This is a genomic window from Shewanella sp. H8 (genome assembly GCF_040285065.1).
Lineage (GTDB): Bacteria > Pseudomonadota > Gammaproteobacteria > Enterobacterales > Shewanellaceae > Shewanella > Shewanella polaris.
Genome location: NZ_CP157213.1, coordinates 3,024,174 through 3,041,881, shown reverse-complemented (window position 1 = coordinate 3,041,881; position 17,708 = coordinate 3,024,174). Strand labels below are relative to the sequence as shown.

At 42.2% G+C, this 17,708-nt stretch carries 15 protein-coding genes; all 15 read left to right on the top strand.

Translation table 11 applies throughout. The annotated features are described in order from the left end of the window. Positions 1-57: 57 nt before the first annotated feature. The 15 genes from flgE to ABIS04_RS13080 all read left to right on the top strand — a co-directional run bounded on the left by flgE (position 58) and on the right by ABIS04_RS13080 (position 17,453). On the top strand, positions 58-1,434 hold the full coding sequence (gene flgE / locus ABIS04_RS13150; protein ID WP_350431338.1) for a flagellar hook protein FlgE: 1,377 nt from the start codon (positions 58-60) through the stop codon (positions 1,432-1,434). A gap of 274 nt (positions 1,435-1,708) precedes the next feature. After that, the gene (gene flgF, locus ABIS04_RS13145; protein ID WP_140234697.1) at positions 1,709-2,452 is read left to right on the top strand and encodes a flagellar basal-body rod protein FlgF; all 744 of its coding nucleotides are present in this window, start codon (positions 1,709-1,711) and stop codon (positions 2,450-2,452) included. A gap of 11 nt (positions 2,453-2,463) precedes the next feature. Continuing rightward, positions 2,464-3,252 (top strand): flagellar basal-body rod protein FlgG, encoded by a 789-nt coding sequence (flgG, locus tag ABIS04_RS13140; RefSeq protein ID WP_140234696.1) that lies wholly within the window; start codon positions 2,464-2,466, stop codon positions 3,250-3,252. A 9-nt stretch (positions 3,253-3,261) separates the two neighbouring features. Continuing rightward, complete coding sequence (gene flgH, locus ABIS04_RS13135; protein ID WP_140234695.1) at positions 3,262-3,936, top strand: flagellar basal body L-ring protein FlgH; 675 nt, start codon at positions 3,262-3,264, stop codon at positions 3,934-3,936. Between the two features lie 61 nt (positions 3,937-3,997). After that, a complete protein-coding gene (locus ABIS04_RS13130; protein WP_240778504.1) occupies positions 3,998-5,053 on the top strand; it encodes a flagellar basal body P-ring protein FlgI in 1,056 nt (351 codons plus the stop codon). A gap of 17 nt (positions 5,054-5,070) precedes the next feature. Next, the gene (gene flgJ / locus ABIS04_RS13125; protein WP_350431337.1) at positions 5,071-6,213 is read left to right on the top strand and encodes a flagellar assembly peptidoglycan hydrolase FlgJ; all 1,143 of its coding nucleotides are present in this window, start codon (positions 5,071-5,073) and stop codon (positions 6,211-6,213) included. Further along, positions 6,213-8,141 (top strand): flagellar hook-associated protein FlgK, encoded by a 1,929-nt coding sequence (gene flgK, locus ABIS04_RS13120; protein ID WP_350431336.1) that lies wholly within the window; start codon positions 6,213-6,215, stop codon positions 8,139-8,141. Before flgJ ends, flgK begins: the two co-directional genes overlap by 1 nt. A 10-nt stretch (positions 8,142-8,151) precedes the next feature. Next, positions 8,152-9,372 carry a flagellar hook-associated protein FlgL gene (flgL, locus tag ABIS04_RS13115; protein WP_350431335.1) on the top strand — a complete coding sequence of 407 codons (1,221 nt, stop codon included), beginning with the start codon at positions 8,152-8,154 and terminating at the stop codon, positions 9,370-9,372. A 117-nt stretch (positions 9,373-9,489) separates the two neighbouring features. Continuing rightward, complete coding sequence (locus ABIS04_RS13110) at positions 9,490-10,902, top strand: flagellin (protein ID WP_350431334.1); 1,413 nt, start codon at positions 9,490-9,492, stop codon at positions 10,900-10,902. Positions 10,903-11,155: 253 nt separating this feature from the next. Further along, entirely contained in the window at positions 11,156-12,565 is a 1,410-nt protein-coding gene (locus tag ABIS04_RS13105) for a flagellin (RefSeq protein WP_350431333.1), read from the top strand. 288 nt (positions 12,566-12,853) lie between these two features. Next, a complete protein-coding gene (locus ABIS04_RS13100; RefSeq protein ID WP_350431332.1) occupies positions 12,854-13,324 on the top strand; it encodes a flagellar protein FlaG in 471 nt (156 codons plus the stop codon). Between the two features lie 67 nt (positions 13,325-13,391). Continuing rightward, complete coding sequence (gene fliD, locus ABIS04_RS13095; protein WP_140234688.1) at positions 13,392-14,756, top strand: flagellar filament capping protein FliD; 1,365 nt, start codon at positions 13,392-13,394, stop codon at positions 14,754-14,756. Between the two features lie 62 nt (positions 14,757-14,818). Then, on the top strand, positions 14,819-15,163 hold the full coding sequence (locus tag ABIS04_RS13090) for a flagella biosynthesis chaperone for FliD, FliT (RefSeq protein WP_140234687.1): 345 nt from the start codon (positions 14,819-14,821) through the stop codon (positions 15,161-15,163). Between the two features lie 6 nt (positions 15,164-15,169). Then, positions 15,170-15,574, top strand: coding sequence for a flagellar export chaperone FliS (fliS, locus tag ABIS04_RS13085; RefSeq protein ID WP_350431331.1), 405 nt, complete (start codon positions 15,170-15,172; stop codon positions 15,572-15,574). A 448-nt stretch (positions 15,575-16,022) separates the two neighbouring features. Further along, positions 16,023-17,453, top strand: coding sequence for a sigma-54 dependent transcriptional regulator (locus tag ABIS04_RS13080; protein WP_350431330.1), 1,431 nt, complete (start codon positions 16,023-16,025; stop codon positions 17,451-17,453). Positions 17,454-17,708 lie beyond the last annotated feature (255 nt).

Sequence of the window (17,708 nt, the reverse complement as noted above, 5' to 3'; positions counted from 1 at the left end):
GACCAACAATAGATTATTGGTCGTATTTATAAATGAATTAATTGTGAGAGGTGAACTATGTCATTTAACATCGCACTCAGTGGTATCGCTGCCGCGCAAAAAGACTTAAATACTACCGCGAATAATATCGCTAACGTGAATACCGTCGGTTTTAAAGAATCTCGTGCAGAGTTTGCTGATGTGTATGCAAATTCAATTTTTGCAAACAGTAAAACAACAGTGGGTGGTGGTGTTACCACTACGCAAGTTGCCCAACAGTTTCATCAAGGTAGTTTACAATTTACCAGTAACTCGCTGGATATGGCGATAAGTGGTAGCGGATTTTTTGTTACTTCATCAGATTTAGATACACAGGATCTATCTTATACTAGAGCCGGTGCATTTAAAGTTGATTCAGATAATTATATGGTTGATTCTGCGGGTAATTTTTTACAAGGGTTCCCTGTGGATGACGATGGTAACTCCACATCGGTGAGTTTAACAACCACAGATCCGATCCAAATTCCGGATACTGCCGGTAGCCCAGTGCAAACAGAAAGTGTTGGCTTGCAGATGAACCTTAATGTGGGTGAAGATGCATTAGACCCAGCTAGTTTTGATCCGGATGATTCTGATACATTCAACAACTCTACTTCAGTAACCATTTATGATTCATTAGGTGAATCACATATTATGACCACCTACTTTATTAAACCTACCGCAGGTTCATATACAGGTGAAAGTAACTGGGTTGCTTTTTATGCGGTAGATGGTGAGCCAGTTGATGTTGCAACTGGTGCTGGTAGTTATGATACGGATATCGATGGTGATGGTACCGTTGATGGTGCTGGTACCGCATCAGCTACTAACCCAAGCGGCGTTGGTACATGGTCTGGTGCAGTGCTGAAATTTAACTCTACTGGTACTTATACTGGCAGTGACCCAGCTACGATTACCACTGAGGCACTCGGTACTGGTGGTGCAGAGGCTTTAGGCCCTGGAGCCGATGGTACTCAAACGCTTACAATAAGCTTTAATAACCCAACTCAGTATGCTTCTCCGTTTGAAGTGACTGAGTTAACTCAAGATGGTATTACCGTTGGTCGATTAACTAATGTTGGTATTGGTTCAGATGGTTTGATTACCGCCAGTTACAGCAATGGTTCAACGGTTCCGTTAGCACGGGTGGCATTAGTGCGTTTTGCTAACGAGCAAGGACTCACTCAAGTGGGTAATACGTCTTGGCAAGCCAGTTTAGCTTCAGGTGATGCATTAGCTGGTGAAGCTAACAGTGGTACTTTTGGTAGTATAAACTCGTCTGCCCTTGAGCAATCAAACGTAGACTTAACCACAGAGTTAGTTGATTTAATCTCGGCTCAGCGTAACTTCCAAGCCAACTCGCGTACGCTCGAAGTTAACAATACTTTAAATCAAACAATCTTACAGATCCGCTAAGTTTACGTTTACCTTAAAAATTTATGCTTATCTGATAAAAGGTGTTGCCGTTTACGGCAACACCTTGCCTTTACCCTTCTTGTTATAACTCATCCTTATTACTCCCCCCTCGTGTTGATTGATTGTTTTTTGACACTTACAGTGACTCACTATTTGTTATTCTTATTTAATTTCAGTTAATTACATTTCTTAAAACTCCATCAGTCCTCATTGGCATGATGATTGCTTGTTCTGTATATATAGTATTTTTACTGAAAGTTTGACGGAGCAACAAATGGACAAATTTCTTTATATTGCCATGAGTGGCGCAAAGCAAGGGATGAATGCCTTAGCGGTAAGTGCTAACAATCTTGCCAACGCCAATACTGATGGATTTAAAGCTGACATGGTCCAAGCCCGTTCAATGCAGGCATTTGGTGAAGGTTTGCCTACACGGGTATTTTCAATGATGGAAAGCCCAGGCAGTAATTTTAACGGTGGTCCTATTAAAACTACTGGTCGCGATCTTGATGTTGCGGTTAAGGGTGATGGCTGGCTTGCTGTGCAAGCAGCAGATGGTTCAGAAGGCTACACCCGTGCAGGCAGTTTAAAAATTGACAGCACAGGCATGTTGTTAAATAGCAGTAACCGTCCGGTGATGGGGACGTCAGGTCCAATTGTGTTACCTATTCCTGTTGAAAAAATAGAAATTTCGGCCAACGGCATTATTTCAGTACGTCCGCAAGGAGCAACAGCTGAAATAGTCGAAGAGGTCGCCAGGATTAAATTAGTTAATCCTGGTAATGAAAACCTAATGCGCGGTGAAGATGGTTTGTTCCGTCTTATTGCGGGTGGTAATGCACCAAATGACCCTGGGGTTGAAGTGGAAAGTGGTGCCGTTGAAGGCAGTAATGTCAACTCAGTGCATGAAATGGTCGCCATGATTGATATTCAACGTCAATACGAAATGCAAGTCAAAATGATGAAGAACGCTGAAGAAATTGATCGGGCGTCCACTTCCTTGATGAGAATTAGTTAGGAGTAATTATTATGCATCCAGCGTTATGGATAAGTAAAACCGGTGTCGATGCCCAGCAAACCAACATTGCCGTTATTTCTAATAACGTGGCTAACGCCAGTACTGTTGGGTTTAAGAAAAGTCGTGCGGTATTTGAAGACTTACTTTATCAAACGGTTAATCAAGCAGGTGGTGTTAGCTCAGACAACAGCAAGTTACCGAATGGTTTGAACATTGGTGCGGGTACCAAAGTGGTTGCCACCCAAAAAATGTTTACTCAAGGCAACATGCTCACCACGGATAACTCGTTAGATTTAATGATTGAAGGCTCAGGTTTTTTTGAAGTGCAAATGCCAGATGGCACAGCTGCCTATACACGAAACGGCCAGTTTAGCTTAGATGAAACAGGTCAGATTGTAACACCGGGCTCGGGTTATGTCGTGCAGCCAACAATTGCCATTCCTGATGATGCAACCAGCATTACCGTGTCTTCGGCTGGTGAAGTATCAGTGCAAATTCCTGGTACAGCAGAAAGCCAAGTGGTAGGGCAGCTCACTATGACTGACTTTATTAATCCGGCTGGTTTAGATCCCCTAGGACAAAACTTGTATACCGAAACGGGAGCAAGTGGCACGCCAATTCAAGGTACAGCATCACAAGACGGTTTAGGTTCTATTCGTCAAGGGGCATTAGAAACATCAAACGTAAACGTGACTGAAGAATTGGTCAACCTTATTCAAGGCCAACGTATTTACGAGATGAACTCCAAAGTCATCTCGGCAGTTGACCAAATGCTGTCTTATATTAATCAGAATCTCTAAGGAGCTAACATGATTAAATACATTGCGTTAGCATCATTGGTGTTATTGGCTGGCTGTAGTTCTACTGCCAAGAAACCTATTGCAGATGACCCATTTTATGCGCCGGTATATCCAGATGTTACTCCGACGCAAGCGGCGGCGACGGGATCTATTTATCATGATACCCAAGCTTCAAGTTTGTATTCTGATATTCGTGCTCATCGTATTGGTGACATTATTACTGTCATGCTGAAAGAATCGACTCAAGCCTCGAAAAGCGCCAACAACGAAATCAAAAAGGGTACCGATTTAAGTATGGAACCTATTTATGCTGGTGGTAAAAACATATCTATTAGCGGCGTACCTATCGATTTAGGTTACACCGACAGCATGAATACCAAACGAGAATCAGACGCCGATCAATCTAACAGCTTAGATGGCAGCATTTCGGCCAATATCATCCAAGTGCTCAGTAACGGCAATTTAGTGATACGCGGAGAAAAGTGGATTTCGATTAACAACGGTGATGAGTTTATCCGTGTTACCGGCATGATCCGCAGCCAAGACATTACAACAGACAATACCATCGACTCCACACGTGTGGCTAACGCTCGAATTCAGTATAGCGGTACCGGTACGTTTGCTGACTCCCAAAAAGTCGGTTGGCTGAGTTCATTCTTTATGAGTGACTGGTGGCCTTTTTAAGGAGTAATGCATGAAAACTAAACTGTTTAGGTCGACTGCCTCAATAGTCGCGTCAATATTAATGCTAACCGCACCGGTACATGCCGAACGGATTAAAGACATTGCCAGTATTCAAGGGGTACGAAGTAACCAATTAGTCGGATATGGCTTAGTGGTTGGTTTGCCTGGTACCGGGGAAAAAACCCGCTATACCGAACAAACGTTTAGAACCATGCTTAAAAACTTCGGTATTAATTTGCCAGACTCTGTTCGTCCTAGTTCAAAAAACGTTGCTGTTGTGGCAGTACATGCTGATATGCCAGCCTTTATTAAACCGGGTCAAAATCTTGACATTACTGTGTCCAGTTTAGGTGAAGCAAAAAGTTTACGTGGTGGTACTTTATTACAAACCTTCTTAAAAGGTGTCGATGGCAATGTGTATGCCATTGCTCAAGGCAGCTTAATTGTCAGTGGTTTTAGCGCTGAGGGGCTTGATGGCTCAATGGTTATTCAAAACACCCCAACAGTTGGCCGTATCCCAAGTGGTGCCATTGTTGAACGCAGTGTTATCAGTCCATTTGCTAGTGGTGACTACCTTACTTTCAATCTTCGCCGCTCTGACTTTTCGACCGCCAAGCGCACTGCCGATGCCATTAACGATTTACTCGGTCCAGATATGGCGAAAGCTATTGATGCAACCTCTATTCAAGTCAGCGCCCCACGCGACGCATCACAGCGAGTGTCATTTTTATCGACATTAGAAAACATAGAAGTCATACCGGCGGAAGAGTCTGCCAAAGTCATTGTTAACTCACGCACCGGCACCATAGTGGTAGGCCAAAACGTTAAATTGTTGCCTGCAGCGGTAACACACGGCGGATTAACCGTCACCATCGCTGAAGCCACTCAAGTATCACAGCCTAACGCATTAGCCGGTGGCGATACGGTTGTTACCACTAACAGTACGATTGATGTGTCAGAAAAAGATCGTCGTATGTTTATGTTTAATCCGGGTACCACACTTGATGAGCTTGTCAGAGCCGTGAATTTAGTGGGTGCAGCACCATCAGATGTACTTGCCATCCTCGAAGCGTTAAAGATGGCAGGTGCTTTGCATGGTGAACTTATCATTATCTAAATATTGTCGGAATGACTATGGAAAAGTTGTCAGCTTCATCGAACTTTCTGGATCTAGGAGGACTAGATTCACTTCGTGTCCAAGCCCAGAAAGACGAGAAGGGGGCACTTAAAGAGGCGGCAAAGCAGTTTGAAGGTATCTTTATTCAAATGCTAATGAAAAGCATGCGAGATGCTAATGCCGCGTTTAAGTCAGACAATCCAATGAACAGTGAAACCACCGAGTTTTTTGAACAAATGCGTGACCAGCAAATGTCGGTCGATTTATCAAGTAAAGGCATGCTAGGGCTTGCAGAACTCATGGTTCAGCAATTAGACCCTGAAGATAGCCCTATTACACCAGCATCGGTATTGCGTGGTGATAGTGATTACAAAGTTAACCCAAGTATGTTTATTGCTCCAGCAACCGAGTTAGATAAAGACACTCTCGATGCTATAGCGCCAAAAGATCAAATAGCGGCATCGCATTCTGTTATAGCCCATTCTGTTATAGATAGCGCCGAATCGATGAGACCCATGTCGGCCCAACTGACTAGTGTGTTAGACGATAAACAGTTAAACAGTGTGCTGCGCGGTGAACAATTAGCCAGCCAAGCGGTACAAGCAGGCAAAGGTTTGCCGCAATCAAAGGTTAACGCAGTAAAAGATAAAGGCATTGCCGTAAGTGAATTTACCAGTCCAGAGCATTTTATTTCGGTGTTGTATCCTCATGCGGAAAAAGCCGCACAATCATTGGGAACATCGGCTGAGGTATTAATTGCCCAGTCAGCATTGGAAACCGGTTGGGGTCAAAAAGTGGTACGCCGTAACGACGGCACTATGAGTCATAACTTATTTAATATTAAAGCAGACAAGCGTTGGCAAGGTGATAAAACCTCAGTGAATACATTGGAATTTGAAAAAGGCATTGCGGTGCAACAAAAAGCGGACTTCAGAATGTATGACAACCTTGAGCAAAGCTTTAATGACTTTGTGTCGTTTATCAGCCAAGGCGATCGCTATCAAGATGCACGTAAGGTTGCCAGCGAGCCAACTCAATTTATTCGAGCGTTGCAAAAAGCAGGCTATGCCACTGACCCTCAATATGCCAATAAGGTTATCAATGTGATGAAGTCGGTAAAAGAAGGCCTTAAATCTATATTACCTGTGGAGACTAAATAATGTCAGTAGACTTACTCAATATCGCTCGCACAGGCGTTCAAGCATCTCAAGCACAACTGGGTGTAACCAGTAATAACATCGCTAATGCTAATACTGAAGGTTATAACAGACAAGTTGCCACGCAAGCATCAACAGAATCACAACGCTATGGTAATAATTTTTATGGTACCGGCACGTATGTGTCCGATGTTAAACGTGTCTATAACGAGTTTGCTGCCCGTGAGTTACGTATAGGCCAAACCAGTATGAGCGCGGCTGAAACGTCTTACGATAAGTTAAGCGAATTAGACCAAATTTACTCTCAAATTGGCAGCATGGTGCCAGAAAACTTGAACAATTTTTTTGCAAGTATTAATAGTGTGGCTGATTTACCAACCGATATTGGTATGCGTAGCAGTAGTCTCAGTTCAGCTGAACAGATGGCAAACAGTATCAATCAAATGCAATCGCTGCTGGATGGTCAAACAACCCAAACCAACAGCCAAATAGAGTCTATCACCACTCGTATTAATGAGATCAGTACAGAACTAGGCAGCATCAATTTAGAGTTGATGAAATCTCAAGGTGAAGATAGCCAATTACTGGACAAGCAAGATGCCCTTATTTTAGAGCTCAGTGAATATGCCCAGGTCAATGTTATTCCGTTAGATACAGGCGCCAAATCAATCATGCTCGGCGGCTCTGTGATGTTGGTTTCTGGTGAAGTGTCGATGTCGATAGGCACCAGTATTGGTGACCCTTACCCAAATGAACCGGGACTTAATGCATCAATTGGCGATAAAACTCTTAATGTCGACCCTTCAAAATTGGGCGGTCAACTAGGCGCATTATTCTCTTTTAGAGACGACACCTTATTACCTGCCAGCGCTGAGCTTGGTCAAATGGCATTAGGCATTGCAGACACATTTAACGAAATGCAATCCAAAGGTTTTGATTTAAACGGTGACGTTGGCAGTAACATTTTTCGCGATATTAACGATCCATTAATGGCATTAGGTCGAGTGGGTGAGTATTCAACCAATACGGGCAATGCGGCAGGCGTATCGGTCAATATTGATGACGTAGGTGCATTGTCGGGCGGCAGTTATGAGTTGAGTTATACCTTGGCAACCAATAGTTACCAACTAATAGATACACAAACCGGTGAGAAAACTGCTTTAACCTTAACGGGCAGTGAACTTACTGGCGGTGCTGGCTTTAGCATTAACATTGCCAGTGGTGCTATGGGTGATGGCGATAAATTTGATATTCGCCCAACAGCCGGTGCTGCCGCTAGCTTAAAAGTAGTGATGACAGACCCTAAAGGTATTGCCGCAGCTGGGCCAACATTAACCACAGATGCTAGCAACTCTGGTAATACGGCAATTAGCTTAAACAGCATGGACTCAACTAACGCCGTTTTTCAAAGTGTTAATGGCTCATCAATTACGTTTGAACTAAATACTGCTGCTGCTCCTAATACTTATGAAGCCTTTGATAGTGCGGGTTCATCATTAGGTACAGGCACTATTACCAATAACAACATCAATGCCTTTGGTATGGACTTTGACATTACCACTAACGGCACCGCTACCGCAGACACCTTCACGTTTGATTTGTCTTTCGCCGAAGGTGACAACAGCAATGCCGTTGCAACTGCGGCGTTATCAAACAGCAAATTAATGAATAACGGTACAGGCACCCTAACCAGTGTATTTGAAAATACTAAATTGGATATCGGTAGCCAAACTAAATCTGCAGAAGTGCGAGTGGGTTCTGCCACGGCAATATACCAACAAGCTAGCGATCGTGTTCAAAGTGAGTCAGGCGTTAACCTAGATGAAGAAGCGGCAAACTTATTGCGTTTTCAGCAATCTTATCAAGCCGCCGCCAGAATTATGACCACAGCGCAAACCATTTTCGATACTTTATTTAGCTCGGTTCGTTAGGAGATACATCATGAGAATTTCTACCGGACAAATGTTTCAACAAAACACTAATAGCATATTAGAGAAACAATCTGCTACTAACAGCATTACGGCACAGATTTCCAGCGGCAAAAGAGTCAACACCGCTGGTGATGACCCTGTTGCGGCCATTGGTATTGATAATCTAAAGCAAAAAAATACCTTAATAGACCAATTTGTCAAAAATATTGATTACGCCACTAACCACATTCAACAAGCCGAAAGCCAGTTAGGTCAAGCTGATACCTTAGTGAGCAGTATGAGAGAGTCTGTGCTTCGCGGTATTAACGGCAGCATGACAGGTGCCGAGCGGCAAGTGATTGCCGATGACATGCGTCAAAGTCTTGAACAATTAATGTCCATTGCTAATACCAAAGATGAATCGGGCAATTATATTTTTGCAGGTAATAACACCAACGACATTCCATTTGCCTTTGATAATAACGGCGATGTGGTTTACAGCGGCGATTCAGGCATTCGAAAAAGCAATGTCGCTGCGGGCGTCCAAGTTAATACCAATGTGCCCGGTGATGCAGCGTTTATGAATGCACCTAGCGGCATGGGCGATTATGGCGTCAATTATTCGTCATTACAGCAAGGCGACTTTGTGGTTACCAGTGCCAAAGTTACTGATAGCGCTGCTTATGTTGATAATGACTACACATATAGCTTTGCATTCACCGATGACGGCGCAGGTGGCCTGAACGTAGAGGTGACAGATAACGCCACACCGACGGCAAATATTGTTTATCCAGCGGCTTCTTTTGACGCTTCAGCGCCGATAGCGTTTAACGGCATGGAAATTAACATTGATGGTGAACCTGAAATTGGCGATACATTCAGCATAGAAGAAGTGGCACAAGTCAGTATATTCGATACTTTCAGCAAGGTTATTGCGTTATATGAAAGTGGCGATGATGCCCAAACTCCTGCAGGTCAAGCAGAGTTGGCACAGCTCTTGAATAACATTGATAGCGGCGTCAATCAAATGAGTCAAGAGCGAAGCTCAACTGGCAACAGCTTAAAAGTGTTGCAACAGTACAGCGACAATCATACTGATGAAAAATTGATTAACACCTCGGCATTATCAAAGTTAGAAGATTTAGATTTTGCCTCGGCAATTACCGAATTTGAAAAGCAACAATTAGCGCTCAATGCGGCATCGAGTTTGTTCAGTAAAATTAGTTCGACCAGTTTGTTTGACTATATATAAACATGTTTTGTGAGCTCTGATTCACGAAAATTTTACCACAAAATTAAACAGTTTAATGATTAACCGTTTAGCCAAGCTCCAAGTCTTGGCGTTCAACTAAGAAGAGGAATTTACACTATGGCTATTTCAGTTAACACTAACGTTACATCCATGAAGGCGCAAGGCAACTTAAATAATGCGCAAAGCAGTACTGCTACTTCTATGGAGCGTTTAGCATCGGGTTTACGCATTAACAGCGCTAAAGATGATGCCGCAGGTCTACAGATTTCCAATCGTATGACCAGTCAAATTAATGGTATTGGCGTTGCTATTCGTAATGCTAACGATGGTATCTCTATTTCACAAACTGCTGAAGGTGCAATGGGTGAGTCAACTAACATTCTCCAGCGTATGCGTGATTTATCACTTCAATCAGCTAACGGTTCAAATTCTGAAGAAGACCGCACTTCAATGCAAAAAGAAATTTCTTCTTTACAGACCGAGTTAACCCGTATTGCCGATACTACATCATTTGGTGGACAAAAATTACTTGATGGTAGTTATGGCACCCAGAAATTCCAAGTGGGTTCTAATGCTAATGAAACCATTTCTATTTCTATTGGAGATATCTCTGCCAATGCTATTGGGCAAAATCAAATGACAGGTGCCGGTAGTGTATTTGGCGCTGCCGCTGCTGCTGGTACGGCTTACACTGCAGCAACAGGTGCGTCAGATATTGTGCTAAGTGGCCCTGATGGTACCTCTATTGCAACTGATATTTCAGCTCTGGATGCAAAAGCCGCTGCAGAAGCATTAAATGCTTTAGGAACGGGTGTTGATGTTAGTACTAAGGCATCTGTTCAGCTTGCAGGCTTTACCGCTGCGGATACTGGCACATTAGAGATTGGTACGGACAGTTATGATTTAAGTAAATTCAATGGCAGCATGGCTGATTTGGCTACTGCGATTGGTAAAGATGGCCACACTGCTACATATGATTCGGATAGTGGTACATTAAATATTTCTGCAGACGATGTTGCAGGTGTTAAAGCGGTAGGGCCTGCTACTGGCACAATGACCATGGCGACGGTATCTGATGGCGTAGTGGGTGCTACGGATGTTGTTGATGTAGGCGGTGTAGTGGTTAATGCTGAATTAAAGTTTGCTTCTAGTGATGCTTTCACTGTAACGGGTACTACGGCAGCGATTACGACTGCTGGTGGGGCATCAGCGTTAAGTACAGTTAAAGATATCAATATTGGAACGGCAGACGGCGCTCAAGATGCGATTGCGGTTATTGATGCGGCCCTTGCCGGCATAGACAGCCAACGAGCAGATTTAGGTGCTTCTCAAAATCGCATGAGCTTTACCATTAGTAACTTGAGTAATATTCAAAATAACGTGTCGGATGCGCGTAGCCGTATTCAAGATGTTGACTTTGCCTCAGAAAGTGCTGAGTTAAGTAAGCAGCAAATTCTGTCTCAAGCATCGTCTTCAATGCTTGCACAGGCGAATCAGTTGCCACAAGTTGCGTTATCACTACTTGGTTAGTCATTAACAGAGTTATTAAACGTGATATTAAAAACCGCCACTTATTTAAGTGGCGGTTTTTTGTAAACTTAATATACTGAATTTAAACGTTTATTTAATTTTCATTTGATTTTTATTGATTTATTTTGGTGTGGTGTAAAAAAAAACTAAAGTTCTCCATTTTCTTGCCGTTACCTTAAGTGTAACCAATATGATCCGCCTGGCTTAATACAGACAGGCAATGTCTACAGTCAGGAATACGAGGAATTAAATCATGGCTATTTCAGTAAATACTAACGTCACGTCAATGAAAGCGCAGGGCAATCTAAACACAGCACAGAGCAACAGTGCTACTTCTATGGAACGTTTAGCATCGGGTCTGCGCATTAACAGCGCCAAAGATGATGCCGCAGGTCTACAGATTTCCAATCGTATGACCAGTCAAATTAATGGTATTGGTGTTGCGATGCGTAACGCTAACGATGGTATCTCTATCTCGCAAACGGCTGAAGGTGCAATGGGTGAGTCAACCAACATTCTCCAACGTATGCGTGATTTATCGCTTCAATCAGCTAACGGTTCAAACTCTGCTGAAGATCGCACTTCAATGCAAAAAGAAATTTCTTCTTTACAGACCGAGTTAACCCGTATTGCTGATACCACATCATTTGGTGGACAAAAATTACTTGATGGCAGCTACGGTAGCCAGAAATTCCAAGTGGGTTCTAATGCTAATGAAACTATTTCTATCTCTTTAGCTGATGTTTCTGCCAATGCTCTTGGGCAAAATCAAATGACAGGTGCTGGTACGGTATTTGGCGCTGATGCAGCTTCTGGCACAGCTTACACTGCAGCAACAGGTGCGTCAGATATTGTGCTAAGTGGCCCTGATGGTACCTCTATTGCAACTGATATTTCAGCTCTGGATGCAAAAGCCGCTGCTGAAGCGTTAAATGCTTTAGGAACGGGTGTTGATGTTAGTACTAAGGCATCTGTTCAGCTTGCAGGCTTTACCGCTGCGGATACTGGTACATTAGAGATTGGTACGGACAGTTATGATTTAAGTAAATTTAACGGCAGCATGGCTGATTTGGCTACTGCGATTGGTAAAGATGGCCACACTGCTACATATGATTCGGATACTGGTACATTAGATATTTCTGCCGACGATGTTGCAGGTATTAAAGCGGTAGGGCCTGCTACTGGCACAATGACCATGGCGACGGTATCTGATGGCGTAGTGGGTGCTACGGATGTTGTTGATGCTGGCGGTGTAGTGGTTAATGCTGAGTTAGAGTTTGCTTCTAGTGATGCTTTCACTGTAACAGGTACTACGGCAGCGATTACGACTGCTGGTGGTACCTCTACGTTAAATACAATTAAAGATGTCGATATCGGAACGGCAGATGGCGCTCAAGATGCGATAGCGGTAATTGATGCAGCTTTAGCTGATATTGACAGCCAACGAGCTGATTTAGGTGCAACACAAAACAGAATGGGCTTTACTCTTAGTAACTTGAGTAATATTCAAAATAACGTGTCAGATGCACGTAGCCGTATTCAAGATGTTGACTTTGCTTCAGAAAGTGCTGAGTTAAGTAAGCAGCAGATTCTATCACAAGCGTCGTCTTCAATGCTTGCACAAGCGAATCAGTTGCCACAAGTTGCGTTATCACTACTATAATTTAGCGAGTATAGTGAATAGTAATTTGATAGTAACTCACTGAGTGAATCAGTAATAGCGTCAAAATTGGAAGGGAAGATTCACACTGTTGAATCTTCCTTTTTGTTTATATATAGATAACTAATGCATTGAAACTAGATAGGCATAGAGCTTAACAGTACTATTTAGTATGCTAATGTTTTGACGAGCAGGCTAATTGACGATTTGCTGAATTAATGTGACTTTGTTGACAGAGTGGTCTAAACGAATAAAGCATTAATCGTGATTACATGATTTAGAGAGGATGTTATGGATAATAATTCAATGGGTATTACAGGATCACCTGTAAGCCCCTCTGTAACAAATAGGCCTGAAGCTTTAACGAATAGATCTGAAGCGACTTCAAATGCTCTATCAGGCAAGAATGGCGCAGCACATATAGCGGTAGATAAAAGCGCTTATGTAGCAGAGACCGATAAAGTGTCGTTGGTTAACGCGGTAGCTGAAACCGAAGCAAATGCTAAAGTTGCAGCTGACGCTAAAGCAGAGCAATCTGAGACAGAAGCCTTAGAAGAAGTGGTTATGCAGCTGTCGGAAGTGATGTCACTGATGAATAAAGGGCTGGCGTTTTCGGTTGATGAAGATTCAGGCTCCGCTATTGTTAAAGTAATGGATATTAATTCGGGTGAAATCATACGCCAAATCCCAAGTGATGAAGCGTTAGAGTTGGCGCAAAAGTTGCAAGATGTAAAAGGTTTGTTGATGAGAACAGAAGCCTAATTGCTAATGGCAAAAAGTCAATTATGCGCTTTTTTGTGTCACTAAGTTGAGATAAGTTGAGGTAAATATGGGATTAACATCGGTAGGGCTAGGATCTGGCCTAGACATTAACGGTATTGTATCGGCTTTAGTTAGCTCGGAACAAGCTCCTAAGGTTGCTCAATTTGACGCAAAAGAGGGTGAGATTAACTCCGAAATATCAGCGATAGGTTTTTTAAAAAGCGCCTTATCCGAATTTCAAGATAGTTTAAGCTTTCTCTCTGATACCGATTCCTTTGATAGCCAGGTTGTGAAACTGTCAAAGAGCACTTATTTAAGTTCAACGGTAACGGATGATGCTGTGTCAGGTAGCTATAGTGTGGCTGTTGAGCAGTTAGCACAGAGTCAAAAAGTGGGTTCTGTGGCTGTGAGTGATGTGACTGCGGCTTTAGATGAGGGCTCGTTAAACTTTGCCATTGATGGTGATAGCTTTGATATTGATGTCACCGCAGATGACACTTTACAAACATTGGTAGCGAAAATTAATAATGCTGATGATAATGTTGGTGTTACAGCAACCATAGTGAACAGTGATGACGGTGCAAAATTAGTATTAACGTCTAATGAAACCGGTACCGCCAATAATATAACGGTTTCAGCGACCGATACTGGTGCGGGAACTGTGCTAGCAGATACCTTTGCCATGACCGAGTTACAACCCGCTAAAGATTCAATTGTTTATATTGACGGACTAAAGCTCACTTCAAGCAGTAATACCGTTGAAGATGCCATTGATGGTGTGACACTTAATCTTAAAGATGCTGATGTTGACGAGTTGACTACACTAACGGTTTCCCAAAATACTAGTTCAGTCAAAACTGGCATTAAGGCATTCGTAGAGGCGTTTAATTCGCTGTCAGAGACAATTTCTGGTTTGACTAGTTACAATGCGGCCACCCAAACTGCGGGAACTTTGCAAGGTGACTCTTTACCTCGCGGGATACAGAGTCAATTACGTAATGTAATGTCTTCGTCATTTTCAACATCCGATGGTAATTTATCACTTGCCTCTATCGGTATTACCACCACGCGCAGTGGCACATTGGAAATCGATGATGATATTTTAACTGCTGCATTAGAAAGTAATATCAGTGGTATTAAAGATATGTTTACTGCTGAAGATAGTGGTGTCGCAACCAAGTTAGATGGTTATTTAGACTCATATGTTGGTACCGGATCGATTATTGATAGTCGTGATACCTCGCTTGACAGTAGCTTAGAACGTTTGGCCGATCAGCGTGAAGCGTTTGCCACAAAAATGGCCGCATTTGAAGCGCGCTTGTATACCCAGTATAACTATATGGATTTAATTGTGGGACAACTGAGCACCCAGAGTTCCGATTTGCAATCTCGACTCGATTCACTTCCAGGGCTTGTGAGCCAAAATGATTAATCCCATGGTTGATTAACCTGTGGAATTAATCTGTTTAAAAGATGATGGCGAGTTGAAATTAAATGACGACAATAGAACAAAAAATGTTACTTGATGATTTAGATGCAACCAGCGAACAATGCAGAATAGTACTAGATAGTTTAAAAAGCAAAAATGATACAGAAGAATTTGATAAGTTGGTATTAGATTTGCAAGAGTTGATTGCTAAGCGTCAAAACTTATTGAATGTTTTGATTGCAGATGATTCGTTTGTGCAAAAAGATTATTTGCAACGCCAACTGGAGCTGACATTAAGCCTTGAGGTGAAAGCAAAGTTAGTCATGAAGAGTTTGCATGCTGAAATACATTTAGGAAAGAAAAACCAACGTCAAGTTAATGTTTATAAAAGTATTGATTCAGATAGGTAGGTATTTATGAGAAGCTCACTACAGTCATATAGAAAAGTTTCGCTAGAAAGCGAAATTGCGGTGGCTTCGCCGCATCGCATTATACAAATGATGTTTGAAGGCGCATTGCAACGTATTGCACAAGCTAAGTATGCAATTCAGCAGAAAAACGCTGCGCAAAAAGGCGAAAATATCGGTAAAGCAGTGAGTATTATTGCTGGGTTGAGCGGTAGTTTAAACATGGATGCTGGCTCCGAAATTTCTGCTAATCTAGACTCTCTTTATGAATATATGTTGAGACGATTATCAGAGGCCAATGTTGCTAATGATGTGGAAATGCTCGAAGAAGTTTCCTCTTTGCTTAGAACCATTAAAGAAGGTTGGGATACCATCCCACAAAATATGCACGAGTTAACCTCAGAAGCGAGTTAATCGTTATAGCATAGGCATACTGTAACAAAAGTAATAAAAAAGACGCATAGCGTCTTTTTTTGCTATCTGGGTTACAGTGATTCTACTTGTAGATAAACGGGTAGTTGGCTTATTGTTAAAGTGAATGAAAATAACAAAGCGGTATGCTTATTAGTATCCATTAGAGTTTTTGAATGAAAAAGCAGCATTTTTAAAAAAAATGTGGCTTGATATCGATAAAATGTAACTGATACTTGCTTATGATGGCTTGATAATACAGTATTTATGATTGTATCTATTGTTGTGACTGCGTTTTTGCTTTAATTAACAAATTAACAACCCTGTTTAGACATAATGATAGTATATTGTCACAGTAGTCAATTTTTTGGCTACACTGTATTTGGTGTTGTAGCTTATTGGCTATAACCTTCCCGAGTAAATACCTATAACAAGAGCTTTGGCCTTCTGAATGATGCAAATAGAACAAAGAATTTTAATTGTCGGTACCCCATCAGAGCGTGTGTCTCGTTTATGCTGCATTTTCGAATTTTTAGGCGAAGAATGTGAGATTGTTTCAACCGAGAGCTTATTGACCTTACTCGAGCAATCTCGTTTCCGCGCCCTCATCATGGAGACAGATCACATTGATACAGACAGTATTAAAAATATTGCTGTGATAGCGCCTTGGCAACCCATGTTGTTACTGGGTGATATCGATATCAATTTATCTAGCCTCCTTGGCACCATCGAAGAACCGATAAATTATCCACAATTAACTGAACTACTTCATTTTTGTCAAGTGTTTGGTCAAGCTAAACGAGACTACACATTAACCAGTGGTAATCAAACCAAGTTGTTTCGTAGTTTAGTGGGCCGCAGCGAAGGTATTGCTAAAGTTCGTCACTTGATTAATCAAGTATCAAGTTCTGATGCCACCGTATTAGTACTGGGGCAATCGGGAACGGGTAAAGAAGTTGTCGCGCGTAATATTCACTATTTATCTGAACGTCGCGATGGACCGTTTATTCCGGTCAATTGTGGTGCTATTCCTGCGGAGTTGTTAGAAAGTGAATTGTTTGGTCATGAAAAGGGCTCTTTCACTGGTGCGATATCTTCACGTAAAGGTCGTTTTGAATTAGCTGAAGGCGGCACATTATTTTTAGATGAAATTGGTGATATGCCGCTGCAAATGCAAGTTAAGTTGCTGCGTGTATTGCAAGAAAAGGTATTTGAGCGTGTTGGTGGCAGTAAAACTATCGCGACAGATGTTCGTATTGTTGCGGCGACCCATCGCGATCTTGAAACCATGATTATTGATAACTTGTTTCGCGAAGATTTATATTATCGACTCAATGTATTCCCAATTGAAATGCCAGGGTTAAGTGAGCGCAGTGAAGATGTGCCTTTATTACTCCATGAATTAGTTAATCGAGTATTTAATGAAGGCCGTGGTAAGGTTCGTTTTACCCAACGAGCCATTGAATCGCTAAAAGAACACTCTTGGTCTGGTAATGTCCGTGAATTGTCTAACTTAGTTGAACGTTTAACCATTTTGTTTCCTGGTGGGCTGGTTGACGTAAATGATCTACCCCATAAGTATCGCTATATTGACGTTCCTGAATATTGTGTTGAAGTGAATGAAGAACAATTAGAGCGAGATGCGTTAGCGTCGATATTTAGTGATGAAGAACCCGTTGATATTCCGGAAACACGCTTTCCAAGTGAACTGCCGGCTGAAGGGGTTAATTTAAAGGATTTATTAGCGGAGCTGGAAATTGACATGATCCGCCAAGCGCTTGAATTGCAGGATAATGTTGTTGCAAGAGCCGCTGAAATGCTAGGTATTCGCCGTACAACATTGGTCGAAAAAATGCGTAAATATGGTTTGAGTAAAGATTAACCGTTAGCCTATTATTGCTTTGATTCGTCATTAGCTATTCAATCAAAAAACACATCCGCAGATGTGTTTTTTCGTTTCTAGCACTTAGAACGGTAGACGGTAGACAGTAGACGGTAGACAGTAGACGGTAGACAGTAGACGGTAGACAGTAGACGGTGGACGGTGGACGGTAGACGGTAGAACCTAGAACCTAGAACCTAGAACCTAGAACCTAGAACCTAGAACTTAGAACCCTAGTATCTCGCCCCCCCCCTT

Excerpts from the sequence above, each read along its gene's own strand:
- flgE (WP_350431338.1), top strand. The coding sequence starts at position 58 with ATGTCATTTAACATCGCACTCAGTGGTATCGCTGCCGCGCAAAAAGAC.
- flgF (WP_140234697.1), top strand. The coding sequence starts at position 1,709 with ATGGACAAATTTCTTTATATTGCCATGAGTGGCGCAAAGCAAGGGATG.
- flgG (WP_140234696.1), top strand. The coding sequence starts at position 2,464 with ATGCATCCAGCGTTATGGATAAGTAAAACCGGTGTCGATGCCCAGCAA.
- flgH (WP_140234695.1), top strand. The coding sequence starts at position 3,262 with ATGATTAAATACATTGCGTTAGCATCATTGGTGTTATTGGCTGGCTGT.
- ABIS04_RS13130 (WP_240778504.1), top strand. The coding sequence starts at position 3,998 with ATGCTAACCGCACCGGTACATGCCGAACGGATTAAAGACATTGCCAGT.
- flgJ (WP_350431337.1), top strand. The coding sequence starts at position 5,071 with ATGGAAAAGTTGTCAGCTTCATCGAACTTTCTGGATCTAGGAGGACTA.
- flgK (WP_350431336.1), top strand. The coding sequence starts at position 6,213 with ATGTCAGTAGACTTACTCAATATCGCTCGCACAGGCGTTCAAGCATCT.
- flgL (WP_350431335.1), top strand. The coding sequence starts at position 8,152 with ATGAGAATTTCTACCGGACAAATGTTTCAACAAAACACTAATAGCATA.
- ABIS04_RS13110 (WP_350431334.1), top strand. The coding sequence starts at position 9,490 with ATGGCTATTTCAGTTAACACTAACGTTACATCCATGAAGGCGCAAGGC.
- ABIS04_RS13105 (WP_350431333.1), top strand. The coding sequence starts at position 11,156 with ATGGCTATTTCAGTAAATACTAACGTCACGTCAATGAAAGCGCAGGGC.
- ABIS04_RS13100 (WP_350431332.1), top strand. The coding sequence starts at position 12,854 with ATGGATAATAATTCAATGGGTATTACAGGATCACCTGTAAGCCCCTCT.
- fliD (WP_140234688.1), top strand. The coding sequence starts at position 13,392 with ATGGGATTAACATCGGTAGGGCTAGGATCTGGCCTAGACATTAACGGT.
- ABIS04_RS13090 (WP_140234687.1), top strand. The coding sequence starts at position 14,819 with ATGACGACAATAGAACAAAAAATGTTACTTGATGATTTAGATGCAACC.
- fliS (WP_350431331.1), top strand. The coding sequence starts at position 15,170 with ATGAGAAGCTCACTACAGTCATATAGAAAAGTTTCGCTAGAAAGCGAA.
- ABIS04_RS13080 (WP_350431330.1), top strand. The coding sequence starts at position 16,023 with ATGATGCAAATAGAACAAAGAATTTTAATTGTCGGTACCCCATCAGAG.